The sequence below is a fragment of the Cupriavidus basilensis genome, assembly GCF_000832305.1.
Lineage (GTDB): Bacteria > Pseudomonadota > Gammaproteobacteria > Burkholderiales > Burkholderiaceae > Cupriavidus > Cupriavidus basilensis_F.
On record NZ_CP010536.1, the window covers coordinates 382362 to 401946 of the forward strand.

Consider the following 19585-nt stretch of genomic DNA (forward strand, 5'->3'; position numbering starts at 1 on the left):
TCAATGCCCTCCTTACTTGCGCTTGAACCACAAGCGGATGGTATCCCACAGGCGGCCGAAGAAGCCGGCCTCGGGCACGTCTTCCAGCGCCACCACCGGGAACTCGGCGACCTTGGTGGCGCCGTCCATCAGCTTGACCGTGCCGACCTGCTGGCCGGCGGCAAGCGGCGCCACCAGCAGTTCCTGGCGCTCCAGCACCGGCTTGATGCGCCCGCCCGTGCCCTTGGGCACGGTGATGTAGGTCTCGTCCTTGACGCCGATCTTGACGGTCGATGCCTTGCCCTTGTAGATGTCGGGCGTGGCCAGCACCTGGCCGCGGTCGTACAGGCGCAGCGTGTCGAAAAACTGGAAGCCGTAGTTCAGGATCTTCAGGCTTTCCTGCGTGCGGACCGCTTCGGTGGTGGTGCCGATCACGATCGAGACCAGGCGGCGCGAGCCGTTAGGCACATTGGCCAGCGGACGCTTGGCCGAGGAGATCAGGCAATAGCCGGCCGACTTGGTGTGGCCGGTCTTGAGGCCGTCCACGGTGGGGTCGATGTAGAGCAGGCGGTTGCGGTTGGGCTGGCGAATCTTGTTGTAGGTGAATTCCTTTTGCGAGTACATGCTGTAGTACTCGGGGAAGTCCTTGATGATCCGCGTGGTCAGCGTGGCCAGGTCCATGGCCGTGGTGTAGTGGTTCGGATCGGGGATGCCGTCGGTGTTGCTGAAGTGGGTGTTCTTCATGCCCATGCGCTGGGCCTCGCGATTCATCATCGCCACGAAGCCCTCTTCCGAGCCGCCCACGGCTTCGGCCAGCGCCAGCGCCGCGTCGTTGCCCGATTGCACGATCAGGCCCAGCAGCAGGTCCTGCACGCTGACCGGCTTGTTGGCTTCCAGGAACATGCGGGATTCGTCGCTCTTGACCTTTTGCACGATCGTGGTCGGCACCACGGTCTGGTCCAGCGTGAGGCGCTTTTCCTTGAGTGCCGCGAAGGCCAGGTAGGCGGTCATCAGCTTGGTCAGCGAAGCCGGCTCGATGCGCACATCGGCGTTCTGCGAAGCCAGGGCCTGGCCGCTGGTGACGTCAAACAGCATCCAGGACTTGGCCGCCACCTGCGGCATCGGCACGCCCTGGGCGTGCACGGGAGCCGGAGCAAGCACCACGGCGGCGCCGACGACGGCTGCCGTGACCAGGGCGGATGTGTTGGCGGACGCGAAAAGCGGCGTGGCTCTATTCAACATGTTTCAGTTTCCGGCAAAAAAAAGGGGCGTGGAGTGCATCCGGTGACATGGCGGGGCGGCGCGCCGCCCCCGTCACTGGTCCCACGCATTGACGACGAGCTGCTTGATCAGGTGCAGCTTGCGGTGAAAGAAGTGGTCGGCGCCGGGGATCACGATCACCGGCAGTTCCTGCGGGCGGGCCCAGTCGAACACGCTCGCCAGCGGCACGGTATCGTCCTGCTCGCCGTGGATGACGATGGTGTCGGCCGGCACGTTGGCGACTTCCCAGCGGCTGGCGGCGGTGCCCACCATGGCCAGCCGCTGCGCCGGCGTGCCTGCCTCGGCCAGGCGCCTGGCGACGTGGCTGGCGACGAAGCTGCCGAACGAGAAGCCGGCCAGCGCCAGCGGCAGCGTGGCGGCATCGGGCGACCACTGGGACTGGGTGCGCATCCAGCCGATGACAGCCAGCAGGTCGTCCTGCTCGCCCACGCCGTTGTCATGGCTGCCGGCGGTGCCGCCGACGCCACGGAAGTTCGGGCGCACGGTGGCGTAGCCAAGCTGCACGAAACTGCGTGCCAGTGTCTGCGCTACCTTGTTGTCCTTGGTGCCGCCGAACAGCGGATGCGGGTGGGCCACCAGCGCGAGTCCGCGCGGGGCGCCGGCCTGGGGCAGGTCGACTGAAACGTCGATGGCGCCGACGGGGCCGGCGACGGTAAGTACCTGGGTATGCGCGTTCATGGAAACAGGAAGCAGGAAGCAGGGTGGCTGGCTCTGGCGCCGTGGCGCCTGGGTTTCAGTGATTCAGCGTTTCAGCCGGGGCCGGGGCTGAGGTCATTCAGTGATCGACCATCAGGCGTTCGACCGGCTTGCCGCCTACCAGGTGGCTCTCGATGATCTCGTCGATGTCCTGCTCGTCGACGAAGGTGTACCAGACGGCCTCGGGATAGACCACCAGCACCGGCCCGAGTTCACAGCGGTTCAGGCAGCCAGCCTTGTTGATGCGCACGCGGCCTTCGCCGCCGGAGATGCCCAGTGCCTTGCAGCGCTTCTTGGCATATTCCTGCATGGCCTGCGCGTTATGCGCGCCGCAGCAGGCGCCGCCGTCCTCGCGCTGGTTGAGGCAGAAGAAAACGTGGTGCTGGTAGTGGCTGCTCATGCGTGGTGGGCGTATCGGCGGCGGCAACGCAGCAGGCAAAGAGTGCCCGGGGCGCGCCGGCCGCCAAGAATAGGTGGAAGGGCTGAATTATACGGCGTCATGGGGGGCGGTTCGACGCTTTGGGAGCCTGCTTCGATGCCGCGCGTGCCGCGCCGCGGCGACGGGTGGCGTAGCGCGCACCCACACCGGCCGCGTCGTCCGAATCTCCGGACGGCTGATTTCCGGAATTCCGGAAAATCGGAGTGAGGCGTCGTCCGCTTTTCCAGCTTCCTTTTGAAATCAGTCACTTGGCGACACCGGCTGGTCTGGCACGGCGGTTGCAATGCTTAAGGCAGACGCGTTCCATTTGCAGGGCGCGCGAACCTGCCGCTGTGCGGCGGCGGGCACGGTCAAATACCGAGGACGACATCATGAGGAAACCCTTTTACAAGATCCTGTACGTGCAGGTGCTGTTCGCCATCGCGGTGGGCATCGTGCTCGGGCATTTCTGGCCCGCTACGGGCGTAGCCATGAAGCCGCTGGGCGATGGCTTCATCAAGCTGATCAAGATGATCATCGGTCCGATCATCTTCTGTACCGTGGTGTCGGGTATCGCCGGCATGCGCGACATGAAGAAGGTGGGCCGTGTCGGCGGCAAGGCGCTGCTGTACTTCGAGGTGATCTCCACCTTCGCGCTGCTGATCGGCCTGCTGTCCGCGCACCTGCTCAAGCCGGGCGTGGGCTTCAACATCGATCCGGCCACGCTCGACACCAAGGCGATCTCGCAGTACGTGACGCAGGCGCATGGCCAGAGCACGGTCGAGTTCTTCATGCACATCATCCCGGACACGATGGTCAGCGCGTTCGCCAACGGCGACATCCTGCAGATCCTGCTGATATCCCTGTTCTTCGGCTCGGCGCTGGCGGCCATGGGTGACCGCTCGAAGATCGTGTTCGACTTCGTCGAGCAGGTCTCCAAGGTGTTCTTCCACATCGTTCACGTGATTACCAAGGTGGCCCCGCTGGGCGCGTTCGGCGCGATGGCCTTCACCATCGGCAAGTACGGCCTGGGCTCGCTGGTGCCGCTGCTCAAGCTGATCGGCACCTTTTACTTCACCGCGATCGTCTTCGTGGTGGTGGTGCTGGGTACGGTGGCACGCCTGACGGGCTTCAACATCTTCCGCTTCATTTCCTACATCAAGGAGGAACTGCTGATCGTGCTGGGCACCAGCTCGTCGGAAGCCGCGCTGCCGCACCTGATGGAAAAGCTGGAAAACCTCGGCTGCTCCAAATCGGTGGTGGGGCTGGTGGTGCCCACGGGTTACTCCTTCAACCTGGATGGCACCAACATCTACATGACCATGGCGGTGCTCTTCATCGCCCAGGCGACCGGCATCGAGCTCACGCTGCTGCAGCAGCTCACCGTCCTGGGCGTGGCGATGATCACCTCCAAGGGCGCCAGCGGCGTGACCGGCTCCGGCTTCATCACGCTGGCCGCCACGCTGGCGGTGGTGCCGGATATTCCGGTGGCGGGCATGGTGCTGATCCTGGGCATCGACCGCTTCATGAGCGAATGCCGCGCGCTGACCAACATCATCGGCAATGGCGTGGCGACGGTGGTCATGTCGGCGTGGGAGCATGAACTTGACCGCGTGCAGCTTGACCGCATGCTGCGCCGTGGCGGCGATGAAACGGCCGAACTTGCCGAAGCCGGCCCCGGCGTCCGCTGAGGTCCCGGCCTCCAGAGCGGCGGCGCCAGCCGGCGCCGCCCGCCAGCGGGTATCATCGGCGCGTGTCCCAACGCATGCGCCGATGCCACATTCCGACGATTTCCTCGCCGTGCATGATCCTGCTTCTGACCGCCTGGTGCATGCGCCAGGTGATGGCGGCGGAACCTGGCGGGGCTTTGCCGCCGCGCTCGCCGTCGGCCTGGTCGTCCTGTGCTCGCTGACCTGGCTGGTATCGATGCAGCGCGGCATCGACGGGCTGCAGCAAGCCACGGCGACCCGCGCCGATCGTTACGCGGCCACGCTGGAAAGCACGCTCGACCGCTACGAGTTCCTCCCCGCGCTGGTCTCGCTCCATCCCTTTGTCCATGACCTGCTGGCCGCGCCAGGCGATCCCGTGCGCGTGGCGGCGGCCAACCGCTACCTGTCCGAAGTCAACCGCCGCGCGCGGGCTTCGGCCACCTATGTCATTGCCGCCAGTGGCCTCGCGCTGGCCGCCAGCAACCATGACGAGCCGGGCAGCTTTGTCGGCACCGACTATCGCTTCCGCCCTTACTTCCAGAGCGCATCGCGCGGGGAGATCGGGCGCTTCTACGCCATCGGCATTACCAGCGATGAGCCCGGCTACTACATTGCGCAACCCGTGAAGGTGGGCGCGCGCGTGGTGGGCGTGACCGTGGTCAAGCTCAACCTGGAGTGGTTCCAGCGCGCTGGCGCCGGCGGCGCAGAGCCGGTGATGGTGAGCGACGAGCATGGCGTGATCTTCCTTTCCTCGGTGCCGGCCTGGCAGTACCGCACCTTGCAGCCGCTGCCAAGCGAGCTGCAAACCGAGCTGGACCGCACGCGCCAGTACCATGACCGGGAGGTCAGGCCGCTGCCGCTGGAGGCGCTGCGATCGCCCGTGACGCAATGGCTCGGCCGGACAGTGCTGGGCGAGGGCGCGCGGCTGGTGCGTATCGGTACCGGCAGCAACGCCGAGCGCTACCTCGAGATCAGCCGCAAGGTGGGCCCGGCCGACTGGACCATGCAGGTGATGGCGGCGCTGGACCCGGTGCTGGCCAGCGCGCGCAATGCCACCATCGGGGCGGCGCTGGCCTATGCGTGCATGTGCCTGCTGCTGTTCAACTGGCGCCAGCGCCGGCAGCGCGCGCGCGATATCGAATACGGCAGGCGCCTGCTCGAAGCCGCCTACGACGAGCTGGAGCGACGGGTGGAGGCGCGCACCGCCGACCTGATGGCCATCAACGAGCAGCTGGAAGCCGAGGTGGCGGAGCGCACCCGCGCCGAGAGCGAGCTGCGCGCGGCGCAGGATGAACTGGTGCAGGCCAGCAAGCTGGCGGCGCTGGGCCAGATGGCAGCGGGCATCACGCATGAGCTGAACCAGCCGCTGGCAGCCTTGCGCACGTTCTCCGACAACACCCGCGTGTTGCTCGAGCGCGGGCAGCTCGATGCTGCCGCCGGCAACCTTGTCGCCATCGCCGACCTCACCACCCGCATGGGCAAGATTACCGGGCAGCTCAAGCTGTTCGCCGGCAAGGCGCGCCAGCGACGGCATGCGGTGCATGTGCGCGCCGCGCTGGACCACGTGCTGGCGCTGATGGCCCCGCGCCTGGCCCATGTCACGCTGAAGGTGGAGGGCTTGTCCCAGCCGCCCGGGCCGGCGGTGTGGGCCGATGAGCTCAAGCTCGAGCAGGTGCTGCTCAACCTGATCGGCAACGCCCTCGATGCGCTGGCTACCGCGGCGCCACACGCGCCCTGCGTGGAAGTGGCGGTGAGCGAGCACGGCGGCACCGTCAGCATCGCGGTGCGCGACAATGGCACCGGTATCGCCGCCGACGCCTTGCCGCGATTGTTCGAACCCTTCTTCACCACCAAGGAGATCGGCCAGGGACTCGGCCTGGGGCTGGCCATTTCGTCGTCCATCGTGCGCGAGTTCGGCGGGCAACTGAGCGCGGCCGACCGGCCCGGCGGCGGCGCGCAGTTCGTGGTGATGCTACGGCGCGCGCCCGCGCCCGAAGGCGCCGCGCCCCGCGACGGCGCCACTTCCATCTCTCCCACCCATACTGAGTGAGCATTGCCATGCAAGACGGATTGCGTGTCCTGTTCGTCGAAGACGAACCCCTGGTACGCCAGGCCACCGCGCAGAGCCTGGAGCTGGCTGGCTTCTCCGTGCTGGCGCTGCCCTCGGCCGAGGCCGCCATGCCGCACCTGTCGCCGGAGTTTCCCGGCGTGCTGGTGACCGACGTGCGCCTCACCGGCGCCAGCGGGCTGGACCTGCTGCAGCACTGCCGCAATGCGGCGCCGGGCGTGCCGGTGATCCTGGTCACCGGCCACGGCGATATCACCATGGCGGTACAGGCCATGCGCGAAGGCGCCTACGACTTTATCGAGAAGCCCTTTGGCGCCGACCGCCTGACCGAAACCGTGCGCCGTGCGCTGGAGCGGCGCGCGCTGGAGCTGGAGAACCGCGCGTTGCGGCGCGAGCTGGCCGGCCCGGCCGCGGGCACGCGCATCATCGGGCGCTCGCCGGCCATCGAGCAGGTGCGCACGCTGGTGGCCAACGTGGCCGCCACGGATGTCCCCGTGATGATCAACGGCGAGACCGGCACTGGCAAGGAGCTGGTGGCGCGCAGCCTGCATGCTTTGTCGCCGCGCCACCAAGCGCCCTTTGTCGCGCTGAACTGCGGTGCGGTGCCCGAGGCCATCTTCGAGAGCGAGATGTTTGGCCACGAGGCCGGCGCGTTTACTGGCGCCGGCAAGCGCCGCGTGGGCAAGCTCGAGCACGCCTCGGGCGGCACGCTGTTCCTCGACGAGATCGAGAGCATGCCGCTGGCGCTGCAGGTCAAGCTGCTGCGCGTGCTGCAGGAGGGCACGCTGGAGCGGCTCGGCTCCAATGCCTCCATCGCCATCGACGTGCGCATCGTGGCCGCGGCCAAGGGCGATATGGAGACGCTGGTGGCGCAAGGCACGTTCCGCGAGGATTTGTACTACCGGCTCAACGTGGTCACCATCCCGTTGCCCCCGCTGCGCGAGCGGCGCGAGGACATCGTTGCGCTGTTCGAGCATTTCATGCTGGTGGCGGCGGTGCGCTACCAGCGTCCCGTGCCCATCCTCTCCGAGCTGCAGCGCCAGGCGCTGATGCAGCGCGCATGGCCCGGCAACGTGCGCGAGCTGCGCAACGCCGCCGACCGCCTGGTGCTGGGCGTGCCGGAGGGCGGCACGCGCGCCGATGCGCTCGACGACTCCACGCCGCTCAAGGAGCGCATGGAGCACTACGAGCGTGCCGTCATCGCCGATACGCTGGCGCGCACCGGCGGCGCGGTCAGCCAGGCGGCGGATCTGCTGCAGGTGGGCAAGGCGACGCTGTACGACAAGATCAAGCGCTACGGGCTGTAGCGCTTCCTGCGCTTCCGGCATTTCCGGGTGAACCGGCCGCTGGGCGCCTCGGGTCAACATCTCTTGATACACTCGCGGGCCCGAACAGCTCATCCGGAACACGCAATGAACGAGGTATCCAGCCAGCACGCATCCAGCCGCCTGGGCGGCACGGCCGTCGAGGTCGATGGCCAGCAACTCACCGCCGCCGCGTTGGCGCAGGTGGCGCAAGGTCGTCGCCCGGCCAGCCTGGACCAGGCTGCGCGTGCCCATGTGGCGGATGCGCGTGCGCGTTTCGAGGAACTTGCCTCGTCCAATATCCCCATCTACGGCGTGTCCACCGGCTTTGGCGAGCTGGTGCATAACTGGGTGGATATCGAGCATGCCGGCGCCCTGCAGGAAAACCTGTTGCGCAGCCACTGCGCCGGCGTGGGCCCGCTGTTCGGGCGCGAAGAGGTGCGCGCGATGATGGTTGCGCGCGCCAATGCGCTGGCGCGGGGCTATTCGGCGGTACGCCCGCTGGTGATCGAGCAATTGCTGCGTTATGTCGAGGCGGGCATCACGCCCGCCGTGCCGCAGGTGGGCTCGCTCGGCGCCAGCGGTGACCTCGCGCCGCTGTCGCATATCGCCATCACGCTGATTGGCGAAGGCAAGGTGCTGCTGGCCGACGGCACTACCGCGCCCACCGGGCAGGTATTGCGCGAGCATGGCATCGAGCCGATCAAGCTGTCCCACAAGGAAGGGCTGGCCCTGATCAACGGCACCTCGGCCATGACCGGCATGGCGTGCCTGTTGTTGGAAACCATGCGCGCCCAGGTGACGCAGGCCGAGATCATCGCGGCGCTGGCGCTCGAAGGGCTGAACGCCTCGGCCGATGCCTTCATGACCCACGGCCACGACATCGCCAAGCCGCATCCGGGCCAGGTGCAATCGGCGGCCAACCTGCGCGCGCTGCTGGCGGGTTCCACGCGCCTCTCAGGGCATGGCCAGCTGGCGGGCGAAATGAAGACCCGCGCCGGCGACGAGAAGAACACCGGCACCGGCGTGTTTATCCAAAAGGCCTACACGCTGCGCTGCATTCCGCAGGTGCTGGGCGCGGTGCGCGACACGCTGGGGCACTGCGCCACCGTGGTCGAGCGCGAGCTGAATTCGTCCAACGACAATCCGCTGTTCTTCGACGACGGCGAACTGTTCCACGGCGGCAATTTCCATGGCCAGCAAGTCGCGTTTGCCATGGACTTCCTCGCCATCGCGGCCACGCAGCTCGGCGTGGTGTCGGAGCGTCGCCTCAACCGCCTGCTCAGCCCGCACCTGAATAACGGCTTGCCGGCTTTCCTGGCGGCCGCCAACGAGGGGCTGAGCTGCGGGTTTGCCGGCGCGCAGTATCCGGCCACCGCGCTGATCGCCGAGAACCGCACCATCTGCAGCCCGGCCAGCATCCAGAGCGTGCCGTCCAACGGCGACAACCAGGACGTGGTGAGCATGGGCCTGATCGGCGCGCGCAATGCACGCCGCATCATCGACAACAACCAGTACATCCTCGCCGTGGAGCTGCTCGCAGCCTGCCAGGCTGCCGAGCTGGCCGGCGCGGTGGAAAGCCTGTCGCCGGCGGGCCGCGCGGTCTTTGCCTTTGTGCGCGAACGCGTGCCGTTCCTGGCGATGGATCGCTACATGACCGACGACATCGAAGCCATTGCCGCGCAACTGCGCGCCGGCGCGCTGGTGGGGGTGGTGCGCGCGGCTGGCGCGGCGGTCAACTGACACGCGGGCTCATTTCCACATATCGCGCATGCGCCCGGCCAGGTCCAGCCTGGGCAGCGGCGCCTTGGCCGGCGCGTCCGCCACCGGCGGGGGCGGCGGCCAGGACCGGCTGTGGAACAGCGGCATCACGCGGTTGGGCAGAAAGCGCGTGCGCGAGGCGTAGACGTGGCGATCGCCATAGGCGGTCTGCTGGTGCACATAGAACCGCTGTGGCACCACGATGTCGAGGTGGTCGCGGGCGCGGGTCATGGCGACGTATAGCAGCCGGCGCTCTTCCTCGATTTCCTCGGTGGTGCCGGTGGCCAGGTCCGAAGGCATGCAGCCGTCGACGGCATTGAGCACATAGACGGCCTTCCATTCCTGGCCCTTGGCCGAGTGGATGGTGGACAGGATCAGGTAGTCCTCATCGCGCAGCGGCACGCCGGATTCGTCGCTCGATGCGTCCGGCGGGTCCAGCGTGAGTTCCGTCAGGAAGCGCTCGCGCGACGCGTAGGTGGCGGCGATACGCTCCAGCTGCTGCAGGTCGGCGGCGCGCGCGGGCGCGTCGTCGTGCAGGCGCTCGAGGTGCGGCTGGTACCACGCCACCACCTGCTCGAAGGCTGATGGCCACGGCGCGGCCGGGGCCATCAGGCTGCGTGCCAGCGCCAGCAGGTCGGGCCAGGCCTCGGCGGCGGCTGGCGGCGCCTCAAAGGACTCCAGGGCAAATAGCGGCTCGGTGGCGATTTCCACCGCATCGAGCACGCGAGCGGCAGTCTTGGGTCCCACGCCCGGCAATAGCTGCAGGCTGCGAAAGCCTGCCATGCGGTCGCGCGGATTTTCCAGCCAGCGCACCACCGCCAGCACATCCTTCACGTGCGTGGATTCCAGGAACTTCAAGCCGCCGAACTTCACGAACGGGATATTGCGCCGGACCAGCTCGATCTCCAGTTGCGCGCTGTGGTCGGCGGCGCGGAACAGCACCGCCTGCGACAGCAGCGCCAGTCCGGCCTCGCGCCGCGAGAGGATCTGCTCGACCACATAGCGGGCCTGGTCCGCCTCGTCGTTGACCACCACGATTTCCGGCTTCTCGGCCGAGCCGCGCTCCGACCACAGGTCCTTGGTATAGCGCTCGGCCGCCAGCCCGATCACCGCGTTGGCGGCGGCCAGGATGGGTTGGGTGGAGCGGTAGTTGCGCGACAGCGTGACCATGTCCGCGGCCGGCGTGAACTGGGTGGGGAAATCGAGGATATTGCGCACCGTGGCGCCACGGAAGGCGTAGATCGACTGGGCATCGTCGCCCACCACCGTCAGGCCGCGCCCGTCGGGCTTGAGCGCGAGCAGGATGGCAGCCTGCAGCGCATTGGTGTCCTGGTATTCGTCCACCAGCACGTGGTCGAAGCGCGCGCCCATGTCCTGCGCCAGCGCGGGCTCGGCCAGTGCCTGCGCCCAGTAGAGCAGCAGGTCGTCGTAGTCGAGCACCTGCTGCTTTTGCTTGGCTTGCACATAGCCGGCAAATAGTCCGCGCAGCGCATCCGTCCACATGGCATAGCGCGGGAACCAGTGCTTGAGCACGTCTTCGAGCGGCGCCTGCGTGTTGACCACGCGCGAGTAGATCGACAGGCAGGTTTCCTTGCGCGGGAACCGCGAAGCCTGGGCCGACAGGCCCAGGTCGTGCCGCACCACGTTCATCAGGTCGGCGGCGTCGCCGCGATCGCAGATGGTGAAGCTGGGCGACAGGCCAAGCGTTTCCGCGTACTCGCGCAGCAGGCGCGCGCCGATGGCGTGGAAGGTGCCGGACCATGTGAGAGCCGCGCGTCCCGCCCCGCAGGCTTGCATGCCCAGCGCCTGGTCGACGATGCGCTCGACCCGCCGCCCCATCTCCGACGCCGCGCGGCGCGAGAACGTCAGCAGCAGGATGCGGCGCGGGTCTGCGCCGCCCAGCACCAGATGGGCAACGCGGTGCGCCAGCGTGTTGGTCTTGCCCGAGCCGGCACCGGCGATGATCAGCAGCGGCGCGGCGGGCTCGTGCGTCACGGCCGCGCGTTGCTCCGGGTTCAGGGTGGACAGGTAGGCCGGCGTATCGGGGGCGGCGGCATCCACGGTATCGGGTTGCTTGACGGCGGGTGCATCGCAAAGCACGGCGCTGGGATCGGGATCGAGTAACACGGGGCGGGGGCCTTAGGGGATGCCGCGCGCAAGTGCGCTGGCCAGCATGGGCGGAGAAAGCTGCTGGCAACTGTATATCCATACAGCCGGGCTGCGCAAGCCGGGCGTTGCGCGACGGCGCCCGGCAATAAAAAAAGGTGCCATGGAAGGCACCTTTCCGGACGGAGGCGGCGGGCCAGGCAGTGGCTCAGGCCGCCTTGGCGAGCGCGCCGTCGAGCAGCTTGTGCAGCGCGTCCCACTCGGGCTCGCCCACATAGCGCTTGAGGATGCGGCCGTCCTTGTCGATCACGAAGGTGGTCGGGGTCAGCTGCACTTCGCCGAATGCCTTGGCGGCCGCGCCGTCGGAATCCATCGCCACCTTGAACGGCAGCTTGCGCGTTTGCGCATAATTCATCACGTACATGGGCGGGTCGTAGCTCATTGCCACGGCGACGAACTCCAGGCCCTTGCCCTTGAACTTGTCATAGGTGCGGACCATGTCCGGCATTTCCTTGACGCAGGTGACGCAGCTGGTGGCCCAGAAGTTGACCAGGTAGACCTTGCCCTTGAGATCGGCGGTGCTGACTTTTTCTCCCGACAGCAGCGTGAACGTGGCGGGCGGCGCCGCATTGGCGGGGGCGATGGCGCGATAGCCGAACCAGCCCAGCACTGCAACCAGCAGCACGGCGGCGATCACAGGCCACAGCTTGCGCGAGGCGGTGCTTGCCGGGGTGGGTGCGGTGGGGGAAGCGGAGGTCGTCATGATGCTCGCCGACAGGTCAGACAAGCCACTATTCTACTGCCGCTGCCGGGACGCTGCCGGCTGCATTCACCGAGCCGCCGCGGATGCGACGATTGGCCGCAGCTGCGTGCGCCTTCGTGCGCCTCAATGCGTCTTGCTTGCCAAGGCAGAGCGGGCCTGGTCCAGCGCCTGCTCAAGGTAGGCGCCATAGAAATCGGGCTGCATGCCGCGCAGCGGCGTGGCCAGGGAGCGGCCGCGCGCGTCGAGGAAGAGCACCGTGGGCGCTACCGCCACATTGCGGCTGCGGGCCCATTCCCGTGCGGTGGTCATGCTGCCATCGGCGTTGCGCAGCGGCGTGTCGGCGGTCATGTCCAGCTCGCGCGCCTCGATTTCGCCCGCCGCGGCTTGCGGGCCGAGATAGTTGCGGCGCACCGTTTCACAGTACACGCAGCCGGGCAATGTCACCAGCACCACCAGGGGCTCGCCCCGGCTGGCCGCAGCGGCGGCCTGGATGGCGAGATCGTTGACGGGGGGCAGGTGGGGCGTGGCGGCCAGGGCGCTCGTGCTTGCCGCGACCAGCAAAGCGCCGAGCACCGCCGCGCCGGTACGGCGTGCGGTGCCAAAGACACTCCGGGGGGATGGCTGCATTGGCTGGATCGATGGCTGGATCGATGGCTGGATCGATGGCTGGGTGTGCATTGGCGGGCAATGTAGATGAGCGCTGGCACGCGGGTTCTACGATAATAGCGGCTTATTTCCGCATTCGCCGCCCTGATGCCCCACGCTTGGTTTCCACGGTTCTTCCGCTTGCCGCAGTCCCTGCTTGCCAACGCCATCGTCCTGGGCGCGCTCGGCGCCGGGCTGATCGCCTGTTCGCCCCGCTATGACTGGCGCACCATCCAGTCCAACGAAGGCGCCTACGCGGCGCTCTATCCCGGCAAGCCTTCCGGTGCCGCGCGCGAGGTGGCGATTGCCGGGCGCAAGCTGCCCATGACGATGGACGCGGCCCGGGTCGACGAGACCTTGTTCGCCGTGGGCGTGGTGACCTTGCCCGCCGATGACGCCGAGTTGCGCAAGGCGGCGCTGGATTCCATGCAAAAGGGCTTGCTCGACAACCTCGGGCCGCATCCCGCCGAAGCGGTCAGGACCCGCAAGGTAACCGTGATGTCGGCCGCATCGCCGGCCGTGGCGCTCGAGGGCGTGGAGGTGCAGGTGGCAGCGGTATCGCCGCAGGACCAGTCGCCACGCAGGCTGACGGCGCGGCTGGTAGCGTCGGGCGTGCACGTCTACCAAGCGGTCGTGCTGGAGGCGGGAGAGGCCGCGCGCGACCAGCGCCAGGCGGAACAGATAGACCAGTTCCTGACGGGTTTCCATCCGTTCTGACCTGGGCGCCCCAGGCTTCCAGGCAGATTCAAGACAGTTGATTTTCAAGGAGTAACGCAATGCGTTGGGATGTTTGGCTGGCCTATTTCGCGGCCTGTTGGGTGATTGCTGTGTCGCCGGGTGCCGGCGCGGTGCTGTCGATGAGCCATGGCCTGTCTTACGGCCTGCGCAAGACCACCACCACGATCTTTGGCTTGCAGACCGGGCTGGTCATCATCCTGCTGGTGGCTGGCGGCGGCCTGGGCGCGTTGCTGGTGGCCTCCGAGCATGCCTTTGCCGTGGTCAAGACGATTGGCGCGCTCTACCTGATCTATATCGGCGTGCAGCAATGGCGCGCGCGGGTGGACGGCGGCGCTCAGGACGATGCCGCGCGGGGCACGGAAGCGCCGCGCGTGGCCGCGCTGAGTCCGCGCCGGCGTTTTGCCACGGGCTTGCTGACCAATGTGACCAACCCCAAGGGCATCATCTTCATGGTGGCGGTGTTGCCGCAGTTCATCGATCCGGCCCATGCGTTGGGACCCCAGCTTGCCATCCTGGCCGCGACGATGTGCGGCGTGGACCTGGTGGTGATGCACGGCTACGCGCTGCTGGCCTCGCGCATGCGCGGCTTGTTCCGCAATGCGCGCGCGGTGCGCTGGCAGAACCGGATCTTCGGCAGCGTGCTGGTGGCCGTGGGCGCGGCGTTGTTCTTCGTCAGGCGCCATCCGGCTTGAGGACCCGGGGCCGGCGTCGCGCCGGCCCGATCCATCCATATGTCTATCTATCGCTGGCTTCCCACGAGTGCGTTTGCTTCAATAAGGTAAGACGAAGACGACCCAAGCGGAGGCAAGCAATGCGAAGCTCTTCCCCCCAGCAGGCTTCATTGCAAGCGCGGCCCGCCCACACGGTGCCGCCGGCCGAAGATCCGCTGCCGCCGGGCGTGCCGCCCGACCTCCCTCCGATCGAGGAGCCCCCGCCGCCGTCGGAGCCCCCTGTGGCCGTGCCGCCGCGCCGGGCCTGAATGGCTACGGTGTCCGCAACGCGCGCCGGTACTGGATAGCCTCGCCCACATGGCTCGGCTGCAATGGCTCGGCGCCTGCCAGGTCGGCAATGGTGCGGGCGATCTTCAATACGCGGAAATAGGCGCGCGCCGACCAGGCTAGTTTGGCCATGGCGCCGCGCAGCAATGCCTGCGCCTCGGGCGCGAGCGGGCAGTGCTCGTCGATCTCGCGACCGGACAGGGCGGCATTGGGCTTGCCTTGCCGGGCCTGCTGCACGGCCCGGGCGGCCAGCACGCGCTGGCGCACGTCTGCACTGGGCTCTCCGGGCGGGCCGTCGAGCATTTCCTGATGATCCTGCGCCGGCACTTCCACTTGCAGGTCGATCCGGTCGAGCAAAGGTCCCGACAGCCTGGACTGGTAGCGCAGCACCTGGTCAGGCGTGCATCGGCAAGGACGGGACGGGTGCCCCTGATAGCCGCAAGGACAGGGGTTCATCGCGGCGATGAACTGGAAGCGCGCCGGGAAGTCGGCTTGCCGCATGGCGCGCGAGATGGTGACGCGGCCGGATTCCAGCGGTTCGCGCAGCACTTCCAGCACCTTGCGGTCAAATTCAGGCAACTCATCCAGGAACAACACCCCTTGGTGGGCCAGCGAGATCTCGCCCGGTCGGGGATTGCTGCCGCCGCCCACCAGCGCCGCCGCCGACGCGGTGTGGTGCGGCGAGCGGTAGGGCCGCTCACGCCAGCGGGCGGGATGGAAACCGGCGGCGGTCAGGCTCTGCACCGCGGCGGATTCCAGCGCTTCGTCCAGCGTCATGGGCGGCAGCAGGCCGGCGAAGCGCTGGGCCAGCATGGACTTGCCGGTGCCGGGCGGACCGACGAGCAGTGCCGAATGCTGGCCCGCCGCCGCGATCTCCATGGCGCGGCGCGCTTGCGCCTGGCCCCGCACGTCACGCATGTCCGGGCCGGCCGGGTCGCCTCCGGCGATCTCCACCAGCGGCTGCGCGCGTGCCAGGCGGTCCGCGGGCAGGGGGCCAAGGTGAGCACAGACTTCCAGCAGGGAGCGCGCTGCATATACCGTGACGCCGTCGATCAGGGCCGCCTCGGGCGCGTTTTCCGCCGCCACCACGAAGCTGCGCGCCGGGCCTTCGCCAGCGGCTTGCCGTGCCGCGTTGTCGCGCCCCAGGCCCATGGCCATGGCCAGTGCCCCGCGCACGGGGCGCAATTCGCCGGACAGCGACAGCTCGCCGGCGAACTCGCTGGCATCCAGGCCATCCAGCGGGACTTGCCCGCTTGCGGCCAGGATGCCAAGCGCGATCGGCAGGTCGAAGCGCCCGGACTCCTTGGGCAGGTCGGCCGGCGCCAGATTCACCGTAATGCGCCGGCTGGGAAACTCGAGCTGGCTGTTGAGGATCGCCGCGCGCACCCGCTCGCGGCTCTCGCGCACTTCGGTATCGGCCAACCCGACGATATTGAAGGCGGGCAGGCCGTTGGCCAGGTGCACCTCGACCGACACCAGCGGTGCCTCGAGTCCGGTCAGCGCCCGGCTACGCAGGAGGGCGAGGCTCATCTCACTCCGAAAAGCATCAAGGAAGTGTTAACGAAAATGGCCGCCGGAATACGGCGGCCATTCTGGCGGTCAGGGGCTGCGCCCGGGGTCATCGAACCCCTGGGGCAAACACGGGACGCGGCAAGGGTTTCAGCCCGAAACAGGCGTGTCGGAGCCGCCTGCCGAGCGGCTTTCCAGCGCCTGCACGCGGGCTTCCAGTTCTTCCAGGCGCGCGCGGGTGCGCGCCAGCACCTGCGACTGGACGTCGAATTCCTCGCGGGTGACCAGGTCGAGCTTGGAAAACCCCTGCGTCATCATGCTGCGGACGTTTTTTTCGATGTCCTTGGCCGGCGAATTGCGCAGGGCTTCGCTGATCTTGGCCTGGAAATCGTTGAAGAGATCGGTGGGTTTCATACGGCTTCTCCTTTTGCACTGTCTTGGTGCGGATAACTGGGTGGGCGGGATTCGGCATGCTGCATCACGGTGCACCGGAACAGGTTGCGGGCAAACGCGGTGCGTGCACGGCACTTGCCGCCGGCATGGGCCGATTATCACGCTTCAAGCGTCCCCGGGAAAGCGCCAGCGCGGGCTGGTAACACCTTTTAACGTCAGTCAGTTCGCTGGGAGACAGTCGGCAACGTCAATTTTGATGTCTTTTTGCGCACAAAATGACGTTCTCATGCCACGGTTCCATCCTGGCACGGCAGTTGCAGTAATGGAGACAGGAGCCTCGTTTAACAAACTACTTTCAAACACACGAGTACCGAGCCAGAGGAAAAGGAGAACAAACCCATGAAGAAGTTGGCCCTTGCAGTCAGCGCCAGTGCAGTTGTGCTTTGCGGGCTCGCCCCCGCCGCCTTCGCCCAGAGCAGTGCGCAGGAGGGCGGTGCGCCCACCGACGCCACTGCCGCCGCCGAGGCTTCGCCGCACACCTTCACCGCCAACGTGACCCTGGCCAGTGAGTATCGCTATCGCGGCTTGATGCAGACCAACCGCCGCCCGGCCATCCAGGGCGGGTTCGACTACTCGCATTCGAGCGGCTTCTACGTGGGTAACTGGAACTCGAGCATTAGCTGGCTCGGCGACAGCAATCCGAAAGTCTCGGCACCGATCGAGATGGACTTCTATGGCGGCTTCAAGAACACGGTGACGCTGGCCGGCCTGGAGTGGAACTATGACGCAGGCGTGCTGCAGTACTACTACCCGGGCGATTACCCGAACGGCTTCACCCGCCCGTACACCACGGAGCTGTATGTCGGCGCCGGCGCTGGCCCGGTGTTCTTCAAGTACTCGCAGGCGCTGACCAACCTGTTCGGCTTCGCTGACAGCAAGTACAGCTACTACGCCGACCTGTCGGCCAATGTGCCGCTGAACTTCTGGGACCTGACGCTCAATGCCCACGTCGGCTACCAGAACGTGAAGCACGTCAACAGCGCCTCCTACACCGACTGGAAGCTCGGGCTGACCAAGGACCTGGGCAAGGGCTTCGCGCTGGCGATCGCTTATATCGACACCAATGCGCACAAATCGGCCTATACCAATGTACCGGGCCGCTACGTCGGCAAGGCTACCGCCTGGGCTTCGATCACCAAGACTTTCTAAACACACATCAGGTCGAGCGGGCGCCGGACGCGAGGCCGGGCCGTCCCGCTCAGAGGAGAAATCGGATGAAACTGATCATCGCCGTCATCAAGCCGTTCAAGCTCGACGAGGTGCGCGAAGCGCTCTCGGACGTGGGCGTGTCCGGCATCACCGTGACTGAAGTCAAGGGCTTCGGCCGCCAGAAGGGCCATACCGAGTTGTACCGGGGCGCGGAATACATCGTGGATTTCCTGCCCAAGGTGAAGATCGAAGTGGCCGTCCCGGACGACGTGGTCGACCGGGCCATCGAGGCGATCGAGAAATCGGCGCGCACCGGCAAGATTGGCGACGGCAAGATTTTTGTCGCACCGATCGAGCAGGTCATCCGCATCCGCACGGGCGAGACCGGCGGCGACGCGCTGTGACGCACAGCCCAACGACAAGAGGTTAATCACAATGAAATCCTGGTTCAAGCGCATCCTGACAACCGGCGCCATGGCGCTGGCCTTGGGCACGGCCGGCATCGGCCTGTCCACCCATGCCGTGGCGCAGGACAAGCCCGCGGCCGAAGCCTCCGCGCCGGCCGCTGCCGCCGCCGCCGCACCTGCAACTGCCTCCGCTCCCGCGGCAGCGGCAGCTGCGCCTGCAGAGGCTGCCGCCCCTGCCGCAGCGCCCGCGCCGGTGCCCAACAAGGGTGATACCGCCTGGCTGCTGGTCTCCACGGCCTTCGTGATCCTGATGACGCTGCCAGGCCTGGCGCTGTTCTACGGCGGCCTGGTCCGCTCGAAGAACATGTTGTCGGTGCTGATGCAGTGCCTGGTGATCTTCTCGCTGGTGTCGCTGCTGTGGGCCATCTACGGCTACAGCTTCGCCTTCACCGAGGGTAACGCCTTCTTTGGCGGCACCGACCGGCTCTTCATGAAGGGGCTCAACGTCGATGCCGTGGCTGCCACCTTCTCCAAGGGCGTGGTGGTGCCGGAACTGGCTTACTTCGCCTTCCAGTGCGCCTTCGCAGCCATTACCTGCGGGCTGATCATCGGCGCTTTCGCCGAACGCGCCAAGTTCTCGGCGGTGCTGGTCTTCGTGGTGCTGTGGTTCACCTTCTCGTACATCCCGATGGCCCACATGGTCTGGTTCTGGCCTGGTCCTGACCTTTACACCGACGCGGCTGCCGGCGCGGCTGCCACTGCCAAGAGCGGCTGGCTGTTCCAGAAGGGCGCGCTCGACTTCGCTGGCGGCACGGTGGTGCACATCAACGCAGCCGTAGCCGGCCTGGTGGGTGCCTTCATGTTCGGCAAGCGAATCGGCTTTGGCCGTGAGGCCCTGCGTCCGCACAGCCTGACCTTCACCATGGTGGGCGCCTCGCTGCTGTGGTTCGGCTGGTTCGGCTTCAACGCCGGCTCGGCGCTGGAAGCCAACGGCTCGGCCGCACTGGCCTTCGTCAACACCCTGCTGGCAACCTGCGCCGCGGTGCTGTCCTGGACCTTCGGCGAATGGATCAGCAAGGGCAAGCCCTCGATGCTGGGCGGCGCTTCGGGCGCAGTCGCTGGCCTGGTTGCCATTACCCCGGCGGCCGGCTTCGTCGGCCCGATGGGTTCGATCGTGATCGGCATCGCCGCTGGCCTGCTGTGCCTGTGGGGCGTAACCGGCCTGAAGAAGCTGCTGGGCATGGACGACTCGCTCGACGTCTTCGGCGTGCACGGCGTGGGCGGCATCCTGGGTGCGCTGCTGACCGGCGTGTTCGCCGCGCCGAGCCTGGGCGGCACGGGTATCTATGACTACGTGGCCAACAAGGTCTCGGACGATTATTCGATCGTGGGCCAGGTGTGGATCCAGTTCGAAGGCGTGCTCACTACCATCGTGTGGTCGAGCGTGGTGGCCTTCGTCGCCTTCAAGCTGGTGGATATGCTGATCGGCCTGCGGGTGCCGGAAGAAGAAGAACGCGAGGGCCTGGACATCACCTCGCACGGCGAGACCGCGTATGAAGCCTGATCGTCAAGGTGTTGTGCTGGAGAGCTGATTGGGAATC

17 protein-coding genes are annotated in these 19585 nt (G+C 67.1%); 9 read left to right on the forward strand and 8 right to left on the reverse strand.

The features are described from left to right. Nucleotides 1-12: 12 nt before the first annotated feature. The 3 genes from RR42_RS01680 to RR42_RS01690 all read right to left on the reverse strand — a co-directional run bounded on the left by RR42_RS01680 (nucleotide 13) and on the right by RR42_RS01690 (nucleotide 2356). The gene (locus RR42_RS01680) at nucleotides 13-1221 is read right to left on the reverse strand and encodes a D-alanyl-D-alanine carboxypeptidase family protein (protein ID WP_043343280.1); all 1209 of its coding nucleotides are present in this window, start codon (nucleotides 1219-1221) and stop codon (nucleotides 13-15) included. A gap of 72 nt (nucleotides 1222-1293) precedes the next feature. Beyond that, on the reverse strand, nucleotides 1294-1938 hold the full coding sequence (locus tag RR42_RS01685) for an alpha/beta hydrolase (protein WP_043343284.1): 645 nt from the start codon (nucleotides 1936-1938) through the stop codon (nucleotides 1294-1296). Between the two features lie 97 nt (nucleotides 1939-2035). After that, complete coding sequence (locus RR42_RS01690) at nucleotides 2036-2356, reverse strand: (2Fe-2S) ferredoxin domain-containing protein (protein ID WP_043343288.1); 321 nt, start codon at nucleotides 2354-2356, stop codon at nucleotides 2036-2038. Between the two features lie 407 nt (nucleotides 2357-2763). Here RR42_RS01690 and RR42_RS01695 point away from each other — a divergent pair, with 407 nt between their 5' ends. The 4 genes from RR42_RS01695 to cmdF all read left to right on the forward strand — a co-directional run bounded on the left by RR42_RS01695 (nucleotide 2764) and on the right by cmdF (nucleotide 9198). Beyond that, nucleotides 2764-4065 (forward strand): dicarboxylate/amino acid:cation symporter, encoded by a 1302-nt coding sequence (locus RR42_RS01695; protein WP_043351194.1) that lies wholly within the window; start codon nucleotides 2764-2766, stop codon nucleotides 4063-4065. 82 nt (nucleotides 4066-4147) lie between these two features. Next, entirely contained in the window at nucleotides 4148-6133 is a 1986-nt protein-coding gene (locus tag RR42_RS01700) for a sensor histidine kinase (protein ID WP_043343291.1), read from the forward strand. A gap of 8 nt (nucleotides 6134-6141) precedes the next feature. After that, entirely contained in the window at nucleotides 6142-7458 is a 1317-nt protein-coding gene (locus RR42_RS01705; protein ID WP_043343292.1) for a sigma-54-dependent transcriptional regulator, read from the forward strand. Between the two features lie 105 nt (nucleotides 7459-7563). After that, nucleotides 7564-9198, forward strand: coding sequence for a tyrosine 2,3-aminomutase (gene cmdF / locus RR42_RS01710; protein WP_052494409.1), 1635 nt, complete (start codon nucleotides 7564-7566; stop codon nucleotides 9196-9198). 9 nt (nucleotides 9199-9207) lie between these two features. Here cmdF and RR42_RS01715 read toward each other — a convergent pair whose 3' ends face one another. The 3 genes from RR42_RS01715 to RR42_RS01725 all read right to left on the reverse strand — a co-directional run bounded on the left by RR42_RS01715 (nucleotide 9208) and on the right by RR42_RS01725 (nucleotide 12712). Beyond that, nucleotides 9208-11277 carry an ATP-dependent helicase gene (locus RR42_RS01715; RefSeq protein WP_144409868.1) on the reverse strand — a complete coding sequence of 690 codons (2070 nt, stop codon included), beginning with the start codon at nucleotides 11275-11277 and terminating at the stop codon, nucleotides 9208-9210. 253 nt (nucleotides 11278-11530) lie between these two features. Then, the gene (locus tag RR42_RS01720; protein ID WP_043343295.1) at nucleotides 11531-12085 is read right to left on the reverse strand and encodes a TlpA disulfide reductase family protein; all 555 of its coding nucleotides are present in this window, start codon (nucleotides 12083-12085) and stop codon (nucleotides 11531-11533) included. A 123-nt stretch (nucleotides 12086-12208) separates the two neighbouring features. Next, on the reverse strand, nucleotides 12209-12712 hold the full coding sequence (locus RR42_RS01725) for a thioredoxin (RefSeq protein WP_043343297.1): 504 nt from the start codon (nucleotides 12710-12712) through the stop codon (nucleotides 12209-12211). A gap of 126 nt (nucleotides 12713-12838) precedes the next feature. Here RR42_RS01725 and RR42_RS01730 point away from each other — a divergent pair, with 126 nt between their 5' ends. Then, nucleotides 12839-13447, forward strand: a complete 609-nt coding sequence (locus RR42_RS01730; RefSeq protein ID WP_043343300.1) for a hypothetical protein — start codon at nucleotides 12839-12841, stop codon at nucleotides 13445-13447. A gap of 59 nt (nucleotides 13448-13506) precedes the next feature. Further along, nucleotides 13507-14160, forward strand: coding sequence for a LysE family transporter (locus RR42_RS01735; protein WP_043343303.1), 654 nt, complete (start codon nucleotides 13507-13509; stop codon nucleotides 14158-14160). Between the two features lie 291 nt (nucleotides 14161-14451). Here the strand turns inward: RR42_RS01735 and RR42_RS01740 are convergent, their stop codons facing one another. Further along, the gene (locus tag RR42_RS01740) at nucleotides 14452-15996 is read right to left on the reverse strand and encodes a YifB family Mg chelatase-like AAA ATPase (RefSeq protein WP_043343305.1); all 1545 of its coding nucleotides are present in this window, start codon (nucleotides 15994-15996) and stop codon (nucleotides 14452-14454) included. Nucleotides 15997-16125: 129 nt separating this feature from the next. Then, nucleotides 16126-16389, reverse strand: a complete 264-nt coding sequence (locus RR42_RS01745; RefSeq protein WP_043343307.1) for an accessory factor UbiK family protein — start codon at nucleotides 16387-16389, stop codon at nucleotides 16126-16128. Nucleotides 16390-16767: 378 nt separating this feature from the next. On the opposite strand from RR42_RS01745, the gene RR42_RS01750 reads away from it, so the two are divergent. The 3 genes from RR42_RS01750 to RR42_RS01760 all read left to right on the forward strand — a co-directional run bounded on the left by RR42_RS01750 (nucleotide 16768) and on the right by RR42_RS01760 (nucleotide 19548). Then, a complete protein-coding gene (locus RR42_RS01750) occupies nucleotides 16768-17577 on the forward strand; it encodes a TorF family putative porin (protein ID WP_043343308.1) in 810 nt (269 codons plus the stop codon). A 65-nt stretch (nucleotides 17578-17642) separates the two neighbouring features. Beyond that, complete coding sequence (locus RR42_RS01755) at nucleotides 17643-17981, forward strand: P-II family nitrogen regulator (protein ID WP_006159494.1); 339 nt, start codon at nucleotides 17643-17645, stop codon at nucleotides 17979-17981. A 31-nt stretch (nucleotides 17982-18012) separates the two neighbouring features. Further along, on the forward strand, nucleotides 18013-19548 hold the full coding sequence (locus RR42_RS01760) for an ammonium transporter (RefSeq protein ID WP_043343309.1): 1536 nt from the start codon (nucleotides 18013-18015) through the stop codon (nucleotides 19546-19548). The last annotated feature ends 37 nt before the right edge of the window (nucleotides 19549-19585 follow it).

Bases quoted from the DNA above. Each gene is read 5' to 3' on its own strand.
- RR42_RS01680 (WP_043343280.1), bottom strand. From the start codon at position 1,221: ATGTTGAATAGAGCCACGCCGCTTTTCGCGTCCGCCAACACATCCGCC.
- RR42_RS01685 (WP_043343284.1), bottom strand. From the start codon at position 1,938: ATGAACGCGCATACCCAGGTACTTACCGTCGCCGGCCCCGTCGGCGCC.
- RR42_RS01690 (WP_043343288.1), bottom strand. From the start codon at position 2,356: ATGAGCAGCCACTACCAGCACCACGTTTTCTTCTGCCTCAACCAGCGC.
- RR42_RS01700 (WP_043343291.1), top strand. From the start codon at position 4,148: ATGCCACATTCCGACGATTTCCTCGCCGTGCATGATCCTGCTTCTGAC.
- RR42_RS01705 (WP_043343292.1), top strand. From the start codon at position 6,142: ATGCAAGACGGATTGCGTGTCCTGTTCGTCGAAGACGAACCCCTGGTA.
- cmdF (WP_052494409.1), top strand. From the start codon at position 7,564: ATGAACGAGGTATCCAGCCAGCACGCATCCAGCCGCCTGGGCGGCACG.
- RR42_RS01720 (WP_043343295.1), bottom strand. From the start codon at position 12,085: ATGACGACCTCCGCTTCCCCCACCGCACCCACCCCGGCAAGCACCGCC.
- RR42_RS01725 (WP_043343297.1), bottom strand. From the start codon at position 12,712: ATGCAGCCATCCCCCCGGAGTGTCTTTGGCACCGCACGCCGTACCGGC.
- RR42_RS01730 (WP_043343300.1), top strand. From the start codon at position 12,839: ATGCCCCACGCTTGGTTTCCACGGTTCTTCCGCTTGCCGCAGTCCCTG.
- RR42_RS01735 (WP_043343303.1), top strand. From the start codon at position 13,507: ATGCGTTGGGATGTTTGGCTGGCCTATTTCGCGGCCTGTTGGGTGATT.
- RR42_RS01740 (WP_043343305.1), bottom strand. From the start codon at position 15,996: ATGAGCCTCGCCCTCCTGCGTAGCCGGGCGCTGACCGGACTCGAGGCA.
- RR42_RS01745 (WP_043343307.1), bottom strand. From the start codon at position 16,389: ATGAAACCCACCGATCTCTTCAACGATTTCCAGGCCAAGATCAGCGAA.
- RR42_RS01750 (WP_043343308.1), top strand. From the start codon at position 16,768: ATGAAGAAGTTGGCCCTTGCAGTCAGCGCCAGTGCAGTTGTGCTTTGC.
- RR42_RS01755 (WP_006159494.1), top strand. From the start codon at position 17,643: ATGAAACTGATCATCGCCGTCATCAAGCCGTTCAAGCTCGACGAGGTG.
- RR42_RS01760 (WP_043343309.1), top strand. From the start codon at position 18,013: ATGAAATCCTGGTTCAAGCGCATCCTGACAACCGGCGCCATGGCGCTG.